General features: G+C 69.3%; 14 protein-coding genes and 1 tRNA gene. 4 read left to right on the top strand and 11 right to left on the bottom strand.

Features of this window, described 5'->3' with window-relative positions; genetic code table 11:
- Positions 1–126: 126 nt before the first annotated feature.
- The 4 genes from ABZS97_RS26460 to ABZS97_RS26445 form a co-directional block, all read right to left on the bottom strand.
- Positions 127–199 (bottom strand) — tRNA-His (locus ABZS97_RS26460).
- A gap of 109 nt (positions 200–308) precedes the next feature.
- A complete protein-coding gene (orn, locus tag ABZS97_RS26455) occupies positions 309–911 on the bottom strand; it encodes an oligoribonuclease (protein WP_356141213.1) in 603 nt (200 codons plus the stop codon).
- 142 nt (positions 912–1053) lie between these two features.
- The gene (locus ABZS97_RS26450; RefSeq protein WP_356141211.1) at positions 1054–2316 is read right to left on the bottom strand and encodes a helix-turn-helix domain-containing protein; all 1263 of its coding nucleotides are present in this window, start codon (positions 2314–2316) and stop codon (positions 1054–1056) included.
- Positions 2317–2693: 377 nt separating this feature from the next.
- A complete protein-coding gene (locus tag ABZS97_RS26445; RefSeq protein ID WP_356141209.1) occupies positions 2694–3095 on the bottom strand; it encodes a hypothetical protein in 402 nt (133 codons plus the stop codon).
- Positions 3096–3414: 319 nt separating this feature from the next.
- On the opposite strand from ABZS97_RS26445, the gene ABZS97_RS26440 reads away from it, so the two are divergent.
- Both ABZS97_RS26440 and ABZS97_RS26435 read left to right on the top strand, forming a co-directional pair.
- Entirely contained in the window at positions 3415–3942 is a 528-nt protein-coding gene (locus tag ABZS97_RS26440; protein ID WP_356141207.1) for a universal stress protein, read from the top strand.
- A 203-nt stretch (positions 3943–4145) separates the two neighbouring features.
- A complete protein-coding gene (locus ABZS97_RS26435; RefSeq protein WP_356141205.1) occupies positions 4146–4709 on the top strand; it encodes a GPR1/FUN34/YaaH family transporter in 564 nt (187 codons plus the stop codon).
- Positions 4710–4834: 125 nt separating this feature from the next.
- On the opposite strand, the gene glmS is transcribed toward ABZS97_RS26435, so the two are convergent.
- Both glmS and ABZS97_RS26425 read right to left on the bottom strand, forming a co-directional pair.
- Entirely contained in the window at positions 4835–6652 is a 1818-nt protein-coding gene (glmS, locus tag ABZS97_RS26430) for a glutamine--fructose-6-phosphate transaminase (isomerizing) (protein ID WP_356141203.1), read from the bottom strand.
- Positions 6653–6665: 13 nt separating this feature from the next.
- Positions 6666–6923 (bottom strand): hypothetical protein, encoded by a 258-nt coding sequence (locus tag ABZS97_RS26425; protein ID WP_356141201.1) that lies wholly within the window; start codon positions 6921–6923, stop codon positions 6666–6668.
- Positions 6924–7087: 164 nt separating this feature from the next.
- Here ABZS97_RS26425 and ABZS97_RS26420 point away from each other — a divergent pair, with 164 nt between their 5' ends.
- The gene (locus ABZS97_RS26420; RefSeq protein WP_356141215.1) at positions 7088–8656 is read left to right on the top strand and encodes a metallophosphoesterase family protein; all 1569 of its coding nucleotides are present in this window, start codon (positions 7088–7090) and stop codon (positions 8654–8656) included.
- 55 nt (positions 8657–8711) lie between these two features.
- Here the strand turns inward: ABZS97_RS26420 and ABZS97_RS26415 are convergent, their stop codons facing one another.
- Positions 8712–9620, bottom strand: coding sequence for a DUF4429 domain-containing protein (locus ABZS97_RS26415; protein ID WP_356141199.1), 909 nt, complete (start codon positions 9618–9620; stop codon positions 8712–8714).
- A gap of 94 nt (positions 9621–9714) precedes the next feature.
- Between ABZS97_RS26415 and ABZS97_RS26410 the strand changes: the two genes are divergently transcribed.
- Positions 9715–11304, top strand: a complete 1590-nt coding sequence (locus ABZS97_RS26410) for a family 20 glycosylhydrolase (protein WP_356141196.1) — start codon at positions 9715–9717, stop codon at positions 11302–11304.
- A gap of 65 nt (positions 11305–11369) precedes the next feature.
- Here the strand turns inward: ABZS97_RS26410 and ABZS97_RS26405 are convergent, their stop codons facing one another.
- Genes ABZS97_RS26405 through desA form a run of 4 tightly spaced genes read right to left on the bottom strand, consistent with a single transcriptional unit; the run spans position 11370 to position 16384 of the window.
- A complete protein-coding gene (locus ABZS97_RS26405; protein WP_356141194.1) occupies positions 11370–13142 on the bottom strand; it encodes an IucA/IucC family siderophore biosynthesis protein in 1773 nt (590 codons plus the stop codon).
- Positions 13139–13687, bottom strand: coding sequence for a GNAT family N-acetyltransferase (locus ABZS97_RS26400; RefSeq protein ID WP_356141192.1), 549 nt, complete (start codon positions 13685–13687; stop codon positions 13139–13141). The genes ABZS97_RS26405 and ABZS97_RS26400 overlap by 4 nt, the downstream gene beginning before the upstream one ends.
- Positions 13684–14958 carry a lysine N(6)-hydroxylase/L-ornithine N(5)-oxygenase family protein gene (locus ABZS97_RS26395; protein ID WP_356141190.1) on the bottom strand — a complete coding sequence of 425 codons (1275 nt, stop codon included), beginning with the start codon at positions 14956–14958 and terminating at the stop codon, positions 13684–13686. The genes ABZS97_RS26400 and ABZS97_RS26395 overlap by 4 nt, the downstream gene beginning before the upstream one ends.
- Complete coding sequence (desA, locus tag ABZS97_RS26390) at positions 14942–16384, bottom strand: lysine decarboxylase DesA (protein WP_356141188.1); 1443 nt, start codon at positions 16382–16384, stop codon at positions 14942–14944. Before desA ends, ABZS97_RS26395 begins: the two co-directional genes overlap by 17 nt.
- Positions 16385–16423 lie beyond the last annotated feature (39 nt).

The raw sequence follows: 16423 nt of genomic DNA, 5'->3' as shown, positions 1-16423 counted from the left end.
CCGTCTAGTGGGGCGGTGGGGATGGACGGGGCGCTCATCAGGGAATTTACTGGGGCGGTTTGAGCACCGTGCGGGAAACCCCACCGTCGCCCGCCCGGCTTGCGCGGACCGGGCCTCGGTCTTCAGGGTGAGTGACGGGACTTGAACCCGCGGCATCCTGGACCACAACCAGGTGCTCTACCAGCTGAGCTACACCCACCATGTCCGGTCTTTGTTTTTCTCCGACCGGCCGAGAAAAAGTGTACAGGGTCCGAAGGGGTGCTCGCGCCCGCCTTTTTCACGGGGCCCGGCGGGGCCCCGTGAAGCGCTTATTCCGCAGGCAGGACGTGCTTGGCCGCGATGGTGCGGGCGGTGTCGGAGTCGGGGCCGGGCTGCGGGACGAAGATCGCCTCGCGGTAGTAGCGGAGTTCGGCGATCGACTCGCGGATGTCGGCGAGGGCGCGGTGGTTGCCGTTCTTGTCGGGGCTGTTGAAGTACGCCCGCGGGTACCAGCGCCGCGCCAGCTCCTTGACGGAGGAGACGTCCACGATGCGGTAGTGGAGGTAGTCCTCCAGCGTCGGCATGTCCCGCAGGAGGAAACCCCGGTCCGTGCCCACCGAGTTTCCGCACAGCGGGGCCTTGCCGGGCTCCTTGACGTGCTCCCGGACGTACGCCAGGACCTGGGCCTCGGCGTCGGCGAGCGTCGTGCCTTCGGGCAGCTCGGAGAGGAGACCGGAGGACGTGTGCATCGTGCGCACCACGTCCGGCATCGTCTCCAGGGCCCGGTCGGGCGGGCGGATCACGATGTCCACCCCCTCGCCGAGCACGTTCAGCTCCGAGTCGGTGACGAGCGCGGCCACCTCGATGAGCGCGTCGTCGGACAGCGAGAGCCCGGTCATCTCGCAGTCGATCCACACCATGCGATCGTTCATGTGTCTCACCCTACGGCCCCTCCAGGCGCGCAGGACCCGCCCGTGCGTCCGGGCGAGCACCCCGGCAGGGCGGACCGGGCCGGGCGGGGGGCCGAAGCCCACCCGCCCCACCCGTCGTCCTGCGCCTCCGTGGCTACGGCGGCTACGGCGCGCTGCGCTGCCCCGGCAGGCTCGGCCGGCCCGCCGCGTACAGGTGCTCCGAACGGTCTCCGCGCTCCGCGCCGGACCGGCCTGGGTCCGTCGACACGGAGGTGGACGGGCCCATCGCGCTCGCCGCCGCCGTGCGGCGGGTCTGCATCGGGACCGGGCCGGGGCCCTCGTGCGTGAGCACCGGTGGTGGCCCGGAGGCCCCCGCGGCGCCGTCCGCGTCCGACGGCTTGTCCGACTGCGGCCTGCGGGCGCGGTACGCCGCCCGGTACGCGGCCGGCGACGAGCCGAGCTGGCGGCGGAAGTGGCCGCGCAGGGCCACCGGGGAGCGGAAGCCGCAGCGGCCCGCCACCTCGTCCACCGAGTAGTCGGACGTCTCAAGGAGCCGCTGCGCTTGAAGCACCCTTTGCGTGATCAGCCACTGCAGGGGAGCGCTCCCGGTGAGCGACCGGAACCGGCGGTCGAACGTCCGACGGCTCATGTACGCACGCGCGGCGAGCGTCTCCACGTCGAACTGCTCGTGGAGGTGCTCCAGCGCCCAGGCGACGACCTCCGCGAGCGGGTCGGCGCCGATCTCCTCCGGTAAAGACCTGTCGAGGTAGCGCTCCTGGCCGCCACTGCGGCGCGGGGGGACCACCAGCCTGCGGGCCAGTGCGCCCGCCGCCTCGTTTCCGTGGTCCGTGCGCACGATGTGCAGGCACAGATCGATTCCGGCCGCCGTGCCCGCCGAGGTGAGGACGTCACCGTCGTCGACGAACAGTTCGCGCGGATCGACGTGCACCGACGGATAGCGCTTGGCCAGCGTCGGTGCGTACATCCAGTGTGTGGTCGCGGGTCGGCCGTCCAGCAGGCCCGCCGCGGCGAGGACGAAGGCGCCGGTGCACAGCCCGACTATGCGGGCGCCCTCCTCGTGTGCGCGGCGCAGCGCGTCGAGCGCTTCCTCCGGTGGCGGCGAGGTGATCGACCGCCAGGCGGGCACGACCACCGTGCCTGCCCGCGAGATCGCCTCCAGGCCATGTGGCGCGGTGAGTTCGAGGCCCCCTGTGGTCCGCAGTGGGCCTTCCTCGCCCGCGGACACCAGCAGTCGGTAGCGCGGCACGCCGGCGTCCTGGCGGTCAATCCCGAACACCGACAGTGGTATGGAACTCTCGAAGATGGGGCCGCCGCTGAACAGCAGCACCGCGACGATCTCCTTGCGGCGTCGCCCGGAAAGTTTCCGGGCCGCGGCTTCCGGCGCGGCAGTGGAGTCGTGGCTCATACTGCTAAGCCCCCCTCGGTGGTCGCGGCTCCTCGGTTGTGTCGCTCCTGCACGTTTCCCCTCGGTCCTGCACGAGTCCCCCGCCGTAAGACAGCATGATCGAATCTACTGTGTCCCGTGGTGCCGGCGTGACCAGTTCGCCACACGGCACATTGTCGACATGGCAACTTGGCGTGAAGCATTCGATCACGAAGCGTTGCACTCGTGGGCCGTGCAGGGAAGTGCGCCTCGTGTCAGTGGCCAATCCACATAGGGTGTGCGCGCCCGCCGAGGTCCTTACAGTGCAGGTCGAACGCGGGTTGCGGGGTCGTTCGACCAAGAGATGCACGGTAGGCCGAAGTTGGCTGAAAAGAGTCGGGGGCGTGCGCGCAAACCGGTCAGTCGACCGGCTTGTTTCCCCCAGAATGACGCCCGCCTCTGTGGGCTCCCGCGCCACTCCTGCCGTGCCGTCCGCGATGGGGGGAGTGCTCCTCGGCCAGCAGCTGCGCCGCGCCCCGCTCGGACTGTCGCAGCAGTACCCGGCAGGCCCCGGTCACGGCCGCCAGGCCCAGTGCCGTACCGGCCGCCCCGGCGAGCGAGGTGCCGTACCAGACGAGGACCACCGGGACCAGGACGCAGCTGAAGGCCGCCCAGCGCACCACGTCGCTCGCCGTGTCCGGCGCGGCGGGCGCCGTCGGATGCCCGGGGGGCCCGGGGTTGCCGGGGTGTCCTCCGCCGGAGTGCGGTCCGCGGGAGTGGTGGGTCTCGGGTCGGTGGGTCACGGTCTCGGGTCCGGGCACGGTGGGCTCCCTGGTGCTCCTCACGGCGATGGCTCACCCCCTTCAACGCGTGTTCGACCGGCCGGTCACTGCCCGGTGGCCCCGCACCGCAAGGGATCCCGGGTGAAGCCTGCGCAAACCACCTGTACGGGGCAGCAACCATTGCGTTACGGGCGCCTCTCATGCATGCTCCGGGGAACGCCGCACAAGGCGCGCGGGATCTGGGCAGAGGAGGCGTGCCGCCGTACCCTTGGGGGTATGGGGTTGGGAAGATGATTCCCGGACACTGCTCTGCCGCACCTTGCCGTCCCACCACGAGGATCCAAACGCCGAGATACCCATGGCCGGTCACGAATTCCACGATCCCGCGAACCGCAAGCGCCCGCTCGCCGATCACACGGCGCCCGAGGCCCTGCCGGCGGAAGAACTCCGCCAGTCCTGCGATCCCGCCTTCAAGCACGGCGTCGTCGTCGGTTTCGACGGTTCGACGTCCAGTGAGCGTGCCCTCGCGTACGCGATCGGCATGGCCCATCGCTCCGGCTCGGGCCTGATCATCGTGCACGTCGCCAACCGGCTGCCCACCACGGTGTGGGCGGGCTGCGAGCCCCCGGTCTTCGTCGACGTACCCGACCATCGCACCGAGGTGCTCGGCCTCGAACTCGCCTGCGCGGAGTATCTCGCCGAGGTGCCGTGGATTCTCGTCGAGCGCGGCGGGGACATCTGCCACGAACTCGAAGAGGTGGGGCGGGAGTACGAGGCGGACGCGATCGTCGTGGGCTCCACGCACGGCATCGTCGGACGCATCTTCGGCTCGGTCGCGGGACGGCTCGCCAAGCGCGCCAAGCGCCCGGTGATCGTCATCCCCTGACCCGCGCCTGCGTCGACCGACGCGCGCGGGCATCCGGCGTTGTCATTCCGTAACCCCCCCGTTGTCCCAGGTGAGATGAGCCGTGGGCAGGGGCAACTCCCTTTGGCGCAGCATAAATCTACTCGCGCGTAGGGAGTGTTTGTGCGCTTGTGAAGGGCATATAGGGATCACGCACAAGCGCACAAGCACGAAGGGAGCCCGCCGTGGACAATGACGTCTCCGCGGGAAGCACCACCACGATCGTCGGCCGACTCGCGCTCGGAATCACCCTGTTGGCCTTCGGCCTCGGGTACACCGACATGATCGACGGCGTGACGGCGGCGGACGCCGTATCACTGGCCCACTACGTAGGCGGCGTCGCGCTGTTCGTCGCCGGCCTGCTCGCCTTCCGTGACCGCGACACGGCCACCGGTACGGCCTTCTCGGCGCTCGGCGCCCTGTGGTTCACCTGGGCGGTCTCCGCCGGAAACCAGATCTCCGACAACGCGGCGGGGCTCTTCCTGCTGCTGTTCGCCCTCGTGGCGCTCTCGCTCACGCTCGCCGGCGGCGACCTGCTCGGCCAGGGCACCTACGGTCTGCTCTTCGTCTCGCTGCTGCTCCTCGCCATCGGGCGCTTCGCGGACAACGACGGCCTGGCGAAGGTCGGCGGCTGGTTCGCCGTGGCGGCAGGCGCGGTGGCCTGGTACGCGGCGACGGCGGCCCTGGCCCACTGGCCCACGGCCCTTCCGCGACGCGCCGCCGGCCGGGGGGTGACGGCCACCGGCTGAGGCAGGCGCGGGCCGAGGTAATGGGCGACCCCGGCCCTGAAAAGAACGATCCCCTGCGCGCGGGTGGCACACGCAGGGGATCGTTCATGTGCGGGTGAGGGCAACTGCTCCCCGTACGGCGGGACTTACTCCACCGTCACCGACTTCGCGAGGTTGCGGGGCTTGTCGATGTCCCGGCCCAGGGCCAACGCCGTGTGGTAGGCGAGGAGTTGGAGCGGGATGCCCATGAGGATCGGGTCGAGCTCGTCCTCGTTCTTCGGGACGACGATGGTCTGGTCGGCCTTCTCCTGCTCCTGGTGCGCGACGGCGAGGATCCGGCCGCTGCGGGCCTTGATCTCCTCCAGGGCCGCGCGGTTCTTCTCCAGCAGGTCGTCGTCCGGGACGATGGCGACGGTGGGCAGGGCGGGCTCGATGAGGGCCAGCGGGCCGTGCTTCAGCTCGGAGGCCGGGTAGGCCTCGGCGTGGATGTACGAGACCTCCTTCAGCTTCAGGGAGGCCTCGCGGGCCACCGGGTAGCCCCGGACGCGGCCGATGAAGAGCATCGAGCGGGCGTCGGTGTACTGCTCGGCCAGCTTCTTGATCTCCTCCTCCCGCGACAGGATCTCGGAGATCTGCGCGGGCAGCTTGCGCAGGCCCTCGATGATCCGCTTGCCGTCGCGCACTGACAGGTCGCGGGTGCGGCCCAGGTGCAGCGCGAGCAGCGCGAAGGCGACCGTGGTGTTGGTGAAGCACTTGGTGGAGACGACGCAGACCTCAGGGCCTGCGTGGACGTACATGCCGCCGTCCGCCTCGCGGGCGATCGCGGAACCGACCACGTTCACCACACCGAGCACCCGGGCGCCCTTGCGCTTCAGTTCCTGCACGGCGGCCAGCACGTCGTAGGTCTCACCGGACTGGGACACCGCGACGTACAGCGTGTCGGGGTCGACGACCGCGTTGCGGTAGCGGAACTCGGAGGCCGGCTCGGCGTCCGCGGGGATGCGGGCCAGCTCCTCGATCATCTGGGCGCCGATCATGCCCGCGTGGTACGAGGTGCCGCAGCCGAGGATCTTCACGCGGCGGATCTGCCGTGCCTCGCGGGCGTCCAGGTTCAGGCCGCCGAGGTGCACCGTCGAGAACCGGTCGTCGATGCGGCCGCGCAGCACGCGGTCCACGGCGTCGGCCTGCTCGAAGATCTCCTTGTGCATGTACGTGTCGTGGCCGCCCATGTCGTACGACGCGGCCTCCCATTCCACCGTGGTCGGCTCGGACGTCGTCCGGGTGCCCTCGGTGGTGTACGTACGGAAGTCGTCGGCCTTGAGGGTGGCCATCTCGCCGTCGTCGAGAGTCACTATCTGCCGTGTGTGGGTGACCAGGGCGGCGATGTCCGAGGCGACGAACATCTCCTTCTCGCCGATGCCCAGAACGACCGGGGAGCCGTTTCGCGCCACCACGATGCGGTCGGGGAAGTCGGCGTGCAGGACCGCGATGCCGTAGGTGCCCTCGATGACGCGCAGCGCCTCGCGGACCTTGTCCTCCAGCTTCTCCTGCTGGGAGCGGGCGATGAGGTGGGTGAGGACCTCGGTGTCCGTCTCGGAGAGGAACTCGATGCCGTCCGCTTCGAGCTTCTTGCGCAGGTCGGAGGCGTTGTCGATGATGCCGTTGTGGACGACGGCGACCTTCTGGTCGGTCGACATGTGAGGGTGCGCGTTCACGTCGGACGGGGCGCCGTGGGTGGCCCAGCGGGTGTGGGCGATGCCGGTGGTGCCCTTGAAGCGCGCGGGGACCTTGGCCTCCAGGTCGCGGACCCGGCCCTTGGCCTTGACCATCTTCAGACCGGCCGACTTCGGGGTCGTGACGACGATGCCCGCGGAGTCGTAGCCGCGGTACTCCAGCCGCTGCAGTCCTTCGAGCAGCAGCGGCGCCACGTCACGCCTGCCGATGTATCCGACGATTCCGCACATATAGATGTATTCCTCAGCCGTAGACCATGCGGCGCAGCTGCCTGAGCGTGAGCTCCGGCGGCGCGACCGCGCGATATTTCAGGTCCGCCTCGATCCGTTCGAAGATCGTCGCGTTCACCAGGCCCTGGCCCTGGAGCTCGCGATGGCGGCGACGGACGTACTCCTCGGTCGTCTCGTCGAAGTAGGCGAGCACGTCCTGGATCACCCGCAGCGCCTCGCCCCGATTGAGGGCCGTGGACCGCGTCAGATGATCAACCAGTTCGTCGTGCACCCGTTGATCCTGGGGTACCGAAGCCCGATTCGCAAGAAACCTGCCCGATATCGGGCAGGCGACTGTTGAATCTCTTATGGGGGCCTGTTTGACAGCTGTCCATCCTGTGTCTTGCGCCGTGTCGTCTGCGCGGAGGAACTTTTCCAGCCATGGACATACCTCGTATGGGAGTACCGGACGAGCTCGCCGAGCGCATGAGCATGGCCGAGCAGCACGAGTACCTGCGGTCGAGATTCTCGCGACGCAACATGATCAGAGGCGGCGCCGTCACGGTGGGCGCCGTCGTCGGCGGCACCTTCGTACCGGGCGCCACCGCACAGGCCGCCGTGCCGACGCAGCGCACGGCCGCGAGCCCCGAGAAGGTCGACGGCGCGCTCGTCGCCCCCTTCGGCCGCCACCTCGCCTACGGCAACGACCCGCGCACGGAGATGACGGTCTCCTGGCAGGTCCCGGTCGCCGTCAAGAAGCCGTACATCCGCATCGGCGCCCACCCCTGGGACCTCTCCCGCAAGATCGAGGCCGAGGTCCGCACCCTCTACACCCCGGCCGGCGTCGGCGCGAGCGGCGACCACACGCAGTACTACCTGCACGCCGAGCTCACCCACCTGCGCCCCGGCAGGACGTATTACTACGGCGTCGGCCACCAGGGCTTCGACCCGGCCGAGGCGCACCTGCTGGGCACCCTGGGCACCTTCACCACCGCCCCCGCCCACAAGGCGCCGTTCACCTTCACGGCCTTCGGCGACCAGGGCGTCAGCTACCACGCCCTGGCCAACGACAGCCTGATCCTGGGCCAGAACCCCAGCTTCCACCTGCACGCCGGCGACATCGCCTACGGCGACCCGGCCGGCCAGGGCAAGAGCACCGACACCGGCTTCGACTCGCGCACCTGGGACCAGTTCCTGTACCAGACCGAGTCGGTCGCCAAGCAGATCCCGTGGATGGTCTCGTACGGCAACCACGACATGGAGGCCTGGTACTCGCCCAACGGCTACGGCGGCGAGGAAGCCCGCTGGAACCTCCCGGACAACGGCCCGGACGCGAAGAACCTGCCGGGTGTCTACTCCTTCGTCTACGGCAACACGGCGATCATCTCGCTGGACCCCAACGACATCTCCTTCGAGATCCCGGCCAACCTCGGTATCTCCGGCGGCACCCAGACCACGTGGTTCGAGGGCCAGCTGAAGAAGTTCCGGGCCGCGAAGGACATCGACTTCGTCATCGTGTTCTTCCACCACTGCGCGTACTGCACCTCCACCGCGCACGCCTCGGAGGGGGGCGTGCGCCAGGAGTGGGTGCCGCTGTTCGACAAGTACCAGGTGGACCTGGTCATCAACGGCCACAACCACCAGTACGAGCGCACCGACGTCATCAAGGGCAACGCGGTCACCAAGAAGCTCCCGATCGGCGGCACCGCCTACCCCGAGACCGAGGGCGTCGTGTACGTGACGGCCGGTGCGGCGGGCCGCAGCCTGTATGCCTTCACCGCCCCGGACTCCTACGAGGGACACGAGAACGAGGTCGACTCCGTGTCCTCGTTCATCTGCCTCAAGGACGGCGCCAAGCAGAACGAGACGGTCACCTGGTCCCGGGTGCGCTACCTCAACTACTCCTTCCTGCGCGTGGACGTCACGCCCGCCTCGAAGGGCCGCTACACCACGCTGAAGGTCCAGGGCATCGCCGAGACCGGTGACCGGATCGACCACTTCACGGTGGCGCGCCGGGCGAAGTGACCGCGGGTGTGCCCCGAAGGCAGGGCACACGGTCTCGACGTCACGCAGGCGGTTCTCACATGCGTTTGAGGACCGCCTGCTTGGCCAGCGTGAACTCCTCGTCCGTCAGGACGCCCGAGCTGCGCAGCTCACCGAGCTCGCGCAGCCGGCGCAGCAGCGCGTCGTGGTCGTCCTCGGCGGGCGCGGGCTGCTGTGCGGGCACGAGCGCCTTCTCCCGGCGTACGCCGGCGGGCAGGTCCGTGCGTACGTCGTCCGCGGGCCGCGCCGCCGGATGGGGGAGCCGGGCCTGCACCGCGGCGGCGACCAACGCCATCAGCGGGTCCTTCTTGAAGCCCCACAGCTCCACGGAGTTGGGGTCGTACTTCGGCGGCGCCTTGGTCTCCGCGCCGCGCACGGTGAAGCGCAGGCAGCCGTTCTCCAGGCCGGCCGCGGGATGCCACTCGACGCCGGTGACGTCGGTGAGGGCCAGCGAACGGGCCCCGGCTGCGGCCTTGGCGTCCTCCGTCTTCCAGTTCCACTCCAGCCGCACATGCTCCCCGTCGAAGCTCGCCGTGCCGTCCCCGGCGGAGGCGGCCAGCGGCACGGAGGGGCCGGGCAGCAGATACGCGTCGACGGGGTCGGCCGGCACCTGGTCGAGCAGCAGCGCGCCCCGGACCTCGTCCACGAAGTACTCGGCCACGCCGTAGCGTTCGGCCTCGACGGTCAACTGGTAGGGATCGTGGGGCTCCGCGAGCTTGCCGCCGGTCGCCTGGAGCAGCGGGTCGGCGCCGTCGCGCAGCCGTAGTCTCAGCCGCCCCGACTTCTTGCCCTGCTCGAAAGAGACGCCCGCCAACGCGCCCAGCGGGACGGTCAGTTCACCCAGGGTCTTGCGGAGCAGGCTCACGTTCTTGTCGCGCCCGGGAGTGAGCCGCAGGGCGTCCCCGTCGAAGGCCCACGTTCCGTCCTTCTGGATGATTTCCGCCATGACGGGGATTGTTCCACCCGCGGTACGGGAGAGTGGTCTATACCCATCGGGGCGTCAGTCAGGGAGGCCCCAGGGGTACTTGAAGGGAGCGCATGTGAGACAGCACCACAGAACGCCCCGTCTTCTCGGCACGCTGCTGCTCGTGGCGGCCGCCGGACTCTCCGTCGTCGGCGCGGCCCCCGCCGCCCCGGCCCGGAGCGCCACCCCGCTCGGGCAGGTCGTCCCGGCCCCCGCCTCGGTCGACGCGGGCGGGTCCCCGTACCGGATCACCGGCGGGACGCACATCCGGGTGGACGGCTCGCCCGAGGCCCGCCGGGTCGGCGAGTACCTCGCGGACATCCTGCGGCCCTCCACCGGCTACCGGATTCCGGTCACCTCGCGGGGCGACGGAGGCATCCGGCTCCGGCTGGGCGGCGGTGCCCTGGGCGCCGAGGGCTACCGCCTCGACAGCGGCAGGTCCGGCGTGACGATCACGGCCCGCGGGAGTGCCGGCCTCTTCCACGGCGTGCAGACCCTGCGGCAGCTGCTGCCGGCCGCGGTCGAGCGGAAGTCGGTGCAGCCCGGCCCCTGGACGGTCGCGGGCGGCACCATCAAGGACAGCCCGCGCTACGGCTACCGGGGCGCGATGCTCGACGTCTCCCGTCACTTCTTCACCGTCAGCCAAGTGAAGCGCTACATCGACGAGTTGGCGCTCTACAAGGTCAACAAGCTGCATCTGCACCTCTCCGACGACCAGGGCTGGCGCATCGCGATCGACTCCTGGCCGCGGCTGGCCACCCACGGCGGTTCCACGCAGGTCGGCGGCGGACCGGGCGGCTTCTACACGAAGGCCGACTACAAGGAGATCGTCCGGTACGCGGCCTCGCGCTATCTGGAGGTCGTCCCGGAGATCGACATGCCGGGCCACACCAACGCGGCGCTCTCCTCGTACGCACAGCTGAACTGCGACGGGATCGCGCCGCCGCTCTACACCGGCACCGACGTCGGCTTCAGCTCGCTGTGCGTGAACAAGGCGGTCACGTACGACTTCGTGGACGACGTGATCCGCGAACTGGCCGCGATCACCCCGGGCCGCTACCTCCACATCGGCGGGGACGAGGCGCACTCCACGAGCCACGCCGACTACGTGAAGTTCATGGACCGGGTGCAGCCCGTCGTCGCCAAGTACGGCAAGACGGTGATGGGTTGGCACCAACTGACCGGGGCCACTCCCGTGAAGGGGGCGATCGCGCAGTACTGGGGGCTCGACGACACCAGTGCCGAGGAGAAGGCGCAGGTCGCGAAGGCCGCGCAGAACGGGACGGGGCTCGTGCTGTCGCCCGCGGACCGGCTCTACCTCGACATGATGTACACCGCGGACACGCCGCTCGGGCAGGACTGGGCCGGGCTGGTGGAGGTGCGGCGGTCCTACGACTGGGATCCCGGCAACTACCTTCCCGGTGCCCCGAGTTCGGCCATCAGGGGTGTCGAGGCGCCGCTGTGGACCGAGACGATCCTGAACTCCGCCCACATCGACTACATGGCGTTCCCGCGGCTCCCGGGCGCCGCCGAACTCGGCTGGTCGCCCGCGTCGACGCATGACTGGGACACCTACAAGGTGCGGCTCGCGGCGCAGGGCCCGCGGTGGGACGCGCTGGGCATCGGCTACTACAGGTCGCCGCAGGTCCCCTGGCCCGCAGGCTAGTCACGGCAACGAACAGGCGGGGCTCAGGAGGACCGTCTCCTGAGCCCCACCCGGTCTCCTGCCCTTCAGAGCCCCGCGATCGGGTTCTTCAGGCTGCCGACGAGCTGGAGCGCGCCGGAGGGGTCGGCGAGGTCCACCATCTGCCTGTTGTTGCGCAGCTGCAGCCGGTTGAGGCAGGACAGCGCGAACTCCGGGGCGAACATGTCGTACTGCCGGAACTTGTCGGCGAGTTCGGGCGTCGACTCCTGGTACGCGTGCACGCACTCGGCGACCGTCCGCCAGAAGTCGTCCTCGTCGAGGATGCCCTCGGTGGCCAGGTTCGCGGCGAGGAAGCGGAAGAAGCAGTCGAAGACGTCGGTGAAGATCGACAGGAGTTTCTTGTCCTCGGGCACCTCGACGCGGATCCGCTCGACCGCGGGCGGCAGTACCGCGTCCACATCCATGACGGCGATCTCCTCGGCGATGTCCTTGTAGATCGCGCGCTGTACGGCGCCGTCCTTCAGGACGAGGATGACGTTCTCGCCGTGCGGCATGTAGACCAGGTCGTAGGCGTAGAAGCTGTGCAGCAGCGGGGTGAGGTAGGCGCGCAGATAGCGGCGCAGCCACTGCACCGGCGTCAGCCCCGACCGCTCGATCAGCGCGCCCGCGAACGAGGCGCCCTCGTGGTCGACATGGACGAGGGAGGCCATGGTCGCCAGGCTCTCGCCCTCCTGGAGCGAGGGGACCGGGCTCTCGCGCCACAGGGCGGCCAGCATCTTGCGGTACGGGGAGTAGCGGTCGGTGGCGGCCTCGTACTCCAGGTGGCGGTAGCCCACGGCGGCGCGCTCGCGGATGATCGACAGACCGGTCGACTTCAACACCGGGTCGTTCTCGACCAGTTGGGCCAGCCAGTCGTTGATCGCCGGGGTCGCCTCCATGTACGCGGCGGAAAGTCCGCGCATGAAGCCCATGTTGAGGACGGACAGCGCCGTCTTCACGTAGTGCTTCTCCGGGGCGCTCTTGTTGAAGAAGGTCCGGATCGACTGCTGGGCCAGGTACTCGTCGTCGCCCTCGCCGAGGCAGACGAGATGCCGCTGTGCGACCTCGGCCGCGAAGGTCACGGAGAGTCTGTTCCACCACTGCCAGGGGTGGACGGGTATGAGGAGGTAGTCGTCGGGGCCCAGGCCCTGGTCGCGCAACGTGCCGGCGAAGCGGTTCAGCGTCGCCTCGCCCAGCTCCTCCCGCAGGAATGACTCGTACTCGATGCCCACACCCGCCGTGAAGGCGGCCCGCGAGCGGTGCGCGGCCAGCCACACCAGGCGGAGGGGGCTCGCCGTCTCGGGGGCGTACGAGAGGTACTCGTGCACACCGAACCCGAGGCGGCCGTTGTTGGCGACGAAGCAGGGGTGGCCCTCGGTCATGCCGGTCTCGATGGCCTGGAAGTCCGATCGGACCAGCTCGCCGACCGGGATCTGCGGCTTGGTGAGCTTGAAGCAGGTGCCCGAGAGGGTGGAGGAGATCTCCTCCAGGTAGACGGGCAGCACCTCGTCGCTCAGGCCGAGCGACTTCTTCAGCTCGATGAGGAAGTCCAGCGCGGCGAGGGGGAGTTCGGTGCCGTCCCGGTGGCGGGTGATCGACTCGGCGTCGACCTGCCAGTGGTCGAGGGAGCGGACGGTCGCGGTGAAGCGGTAGCGGGTGAGACCGTCGTCGCTGCGTACGACGTACTGGTCGTCCCCGGTCGCCTCCGGCGTGATCAGCCGCTCGTGCGCGAACTCGGCGAGCGCCTTGCGGACGAGAAGACGGTTGGCCCGCTCCCAGCGCTCGGGGGAGAGGTGGGCCACGGCGTCGGCGAGGGTCATGCGGCCACCGCCTTCGCGAACTGCTCCCGCGTGCAGAAGCTCAGCAGGGCCTGCTTCTCCGGCTTGCGGATCTCCCGCTCGGGCACGAACCCGACGGCTTCGTTGAGGGCGTGCACGGCCTTGTTGCCCACGTCGGGCTCGACCACGACACGGGAGGTCGCGGGGTCCTCGAACAGGTGGGCCATCACGGCGGTGATCACGGCCCTGGTGAAGCCGTGCACGGGCGTGTCCGTGGGCGCGACGAGGAAGTGCATGCCGACGTCGCCGGGTTCGGGCTCGTAGAGGCCGACCAGTTCGCGGTGCGCCGGATCGTACTTCTCCATCAGGAAGGCCGGTTCGCCCTCGCGCAGTCCGAGGAGCGCGTGGTGGTGCTCGTCGGCCGCGATCTCCATGTACGCGCGCTCGACGTCCTCCAGCCTGGCGTCCTGCATCATCCAGAACGCGGCCTTGGGGTGCGTCACCCAGCCGTGCAGCAGCTCGGCGTCCTTGAAGGGGTCGAGGGGCCGGAACGTGAGGGCGGCTGTCCTGGCGTCGGTGGTGCTCATACGGCGAACTCCTGGAACGCGATGGTCTTCTCGACGGGGTAGTACTCGGTGCCGAGCAGCTCGCGGATGATGTACGCGTTGCGGTACGCGCCCATGCCGAGGTCCGGCGATGTGATCGAGTGGGTGTGCACGCCGGCGTTCTGCAGGAAGATCCCGCGGCCCGTGGTGTCGACGGCGTAGTTGCGGGCCACGTCGAAGTTGCCCTGCGCGTCGTAGCGGAGCCGGTCGCGCACCGGCTTCAGGAACTCCGGCTCGGCGTACTTGTAGCCGGTGGCGAGGATCAGGCCCTCGGAGCGCAGCTCGTAGTCCTTCTCCTGCTCCTCCTGGCGCAGGGCCAGGGTGTACGCGCCGTTCTCGTAGGTCGCGCAGGACAGTGCGGAGTTGGTGAGCAGGCGGGTGGGGACCGGGCCGCCGATGTTCTTCTGGTAGAGCAGGTCGAAGATCGCGTCGATCAGCTCGCCGTCGATGCCCTTGAACAGGCCCTTCTGCTCGGTCTGCAGGCGGTAGCGGGTCCGTTCCGGCAGCGCGTGGAAGTAGTCGATGTACTCCGGGGAGGTCATCTCCAGCGTGAGTTTGGTGTATTCGAGCGGGAAGAAGCGCGGGGAGCGGGTGACCCAGTTCAGCCGGTAGCCGTGGACGTCGATCTCGCTGAGCAGGTCGTAGTAGATCTCGGCGGCCGACTGCCCGCTGCCGACCAGCGTGATCGACTCCTTGGCCTGCAACTCCGCTTTGTGCTGCATGTACCGGGAGTTGTGGATGAAGTCGCCGCCGAGGCCCGCGCAGGCCTCGGGGATGTGCGCAGGCGTGCCCGTGCCGAGGACCAGGTGGCGGGCGCGGTAGGTGTCACCGGCCTGTGTCCGTACGACGTACACCCCGTCGTCGTAAGTGACCTCGTGCACTGTGGTGTTGAAGCGGATGCTGCTCAGCTGCGACGCGGCCCAGCGGCAGTAGTCGTCGTACTCGACGCGTAGCGGGTAGAAGTTCTCGCGGATGTAGAACGCGTACAGCCGGCCCGATTCCTTGAGGTAGTTGAGGAAGGAGTACGGGGAGGTCGGGTCGGCGAGGGTCACCAGGTCCGACATGAACGGGGTCTGGAGGTGGGCGCCCTCCAGGAACATTCCGGAGTGCCACTCGAAGTCGGGCTTGGACTCCAGGAAGACGCCGTCGAGTTCGACGATCGGCTCGGTGAGACAGGCGAGGCCGAGGTTGAAGGGGCCGAGCCCGATCCCGACGAAGTCGTGCACGCGGGTGGGTTCAGGAAGCGCGGTCAAGGGACTCTCCCAGGTACTGCTCGGCGTGGCCGGCGATCAGATCGAGTACGGCGGTGATGTCGTCCGTCGTGGTCTCGGGGTTGAGCAGGGTGAACTTCAGGTAGTGGCGGCCGCCGACCTTGGTGCCCGCGACGACCGCGTCACCGGAGGCGAACAGGGCCTTGCGGGCGTACAGGTTGGCGCGGTCGATCTCCGCGGGGTCGGTGACGGCGGCGGGGATGTAGCGGAAGACGAGGGTGGACAGGGAGGGCTGCACGACGACGTCGTAGCGCGGGTCGGCGGCCAGCAGCCGCCAGCCGTCGGCCGCCAACTCACATACCTCGTCGAACAGTTCGCCGATGCCGTCGGCGCCCATCACGCGCAGCGTCATCCACAGCTTGAGGGCGTCGAAGCGGCGGGTGGTCTGCAGGGACTTGTCGACCTGGTTGGGGATGCGCTCCTGGACCATGCGGCGCGGGTTCAGATACTCGGCGTGGTAGGTCGCGTGCCGCAGCGTGGAGGCGTCCCGTACCAGTACGGCGGACGAACTCACGGGCTGGAAGAAGGACTTGTGGTAGTCGACGGTGACCGAGTCGGCGCGCTCGATGCCGTCGATGCGGTCCCGGTGCTTCAGCGAGGTGAGCAGTCCGCAGCCGTAGGCCGCGTCGACGTGCATCCAGGTGTCGAACTGGGCGCACAGCTCGGCGATTTCGGGCAGGGGGTCGATGGAGCCGAAGTCGGTGGTGCCGGCGGTGGCGACGACGGCCATGGGGATGAGGCCGTCGCGCTTGCAGCGGTTCAGTGCGTGCGCGAGGGCGACGGTCTGCATCCGCTTCTCGTGGTCGACGGGGATCGTGACCACCGAATCGGCGCTCAGACCAAGGAGTTTGGCGGACTTCTTCACGCTGAAGTGGCTGACCTCGGAGGCGAAGATCCGCAGGTCGGCGAAGTTCTCGGCCTTCGCCTCCTCGCGGGCCAGCAGCAGTGCCTGGAGGTTGGACTGCGAGCCGCCGCTGGTGAACACGCCGTCGGCGGCGGGGCCGAGGCCGATGCGCTCGTTGGTCCAGTCGATGAGCCTGCGCTCGATGAGGGTGCCGCCGGCCGATTGGTCCCAGGTGTCGAGGGAGGAGTTGACGGCGGACAGGACCGCCTCGCCGAGCACCGCCGGGATGACGACCGGGCAGTTGAGGTGGGCGAGGTAGCGCGGGTGGTGGAAGTAGACCGCGTCCCGGAGGTAGACCTCCTCCAGCTCGTCGAGGACCGCCGTGGTGTCGTGCAGCGGCTTGTCGAGGTCGATCCGCTCGATGCGGGGGGCGAGGACGTCGACCGTGACGCCGGTGAACGGACGGTCGGTGGTGGCGAGTTTGGCCGCCACCCGCTCGACTCCTTCGGTCACGGAGCGGCGGTAGTGCTCCGCGGTCGTGTCATTGAGCAGGTGCGAGCGCATGTGGGGGTCCTCCGGTGGGGACAGTCCGAGCGGGACGGG

It is taken from the genome of Streptomyces sp. NPDC005485 (assembly GCF_040606085.1).
Lineage (GTDB): Bacteria > Actinomycetota > Actinomycetes > Streptomycetales > Streptomycetaceae > Streptomyces.
Note: the sequence above shows the minus strand (reverse complement) of the source record. Positions and strands in the feature narration are given on the sequence as shown.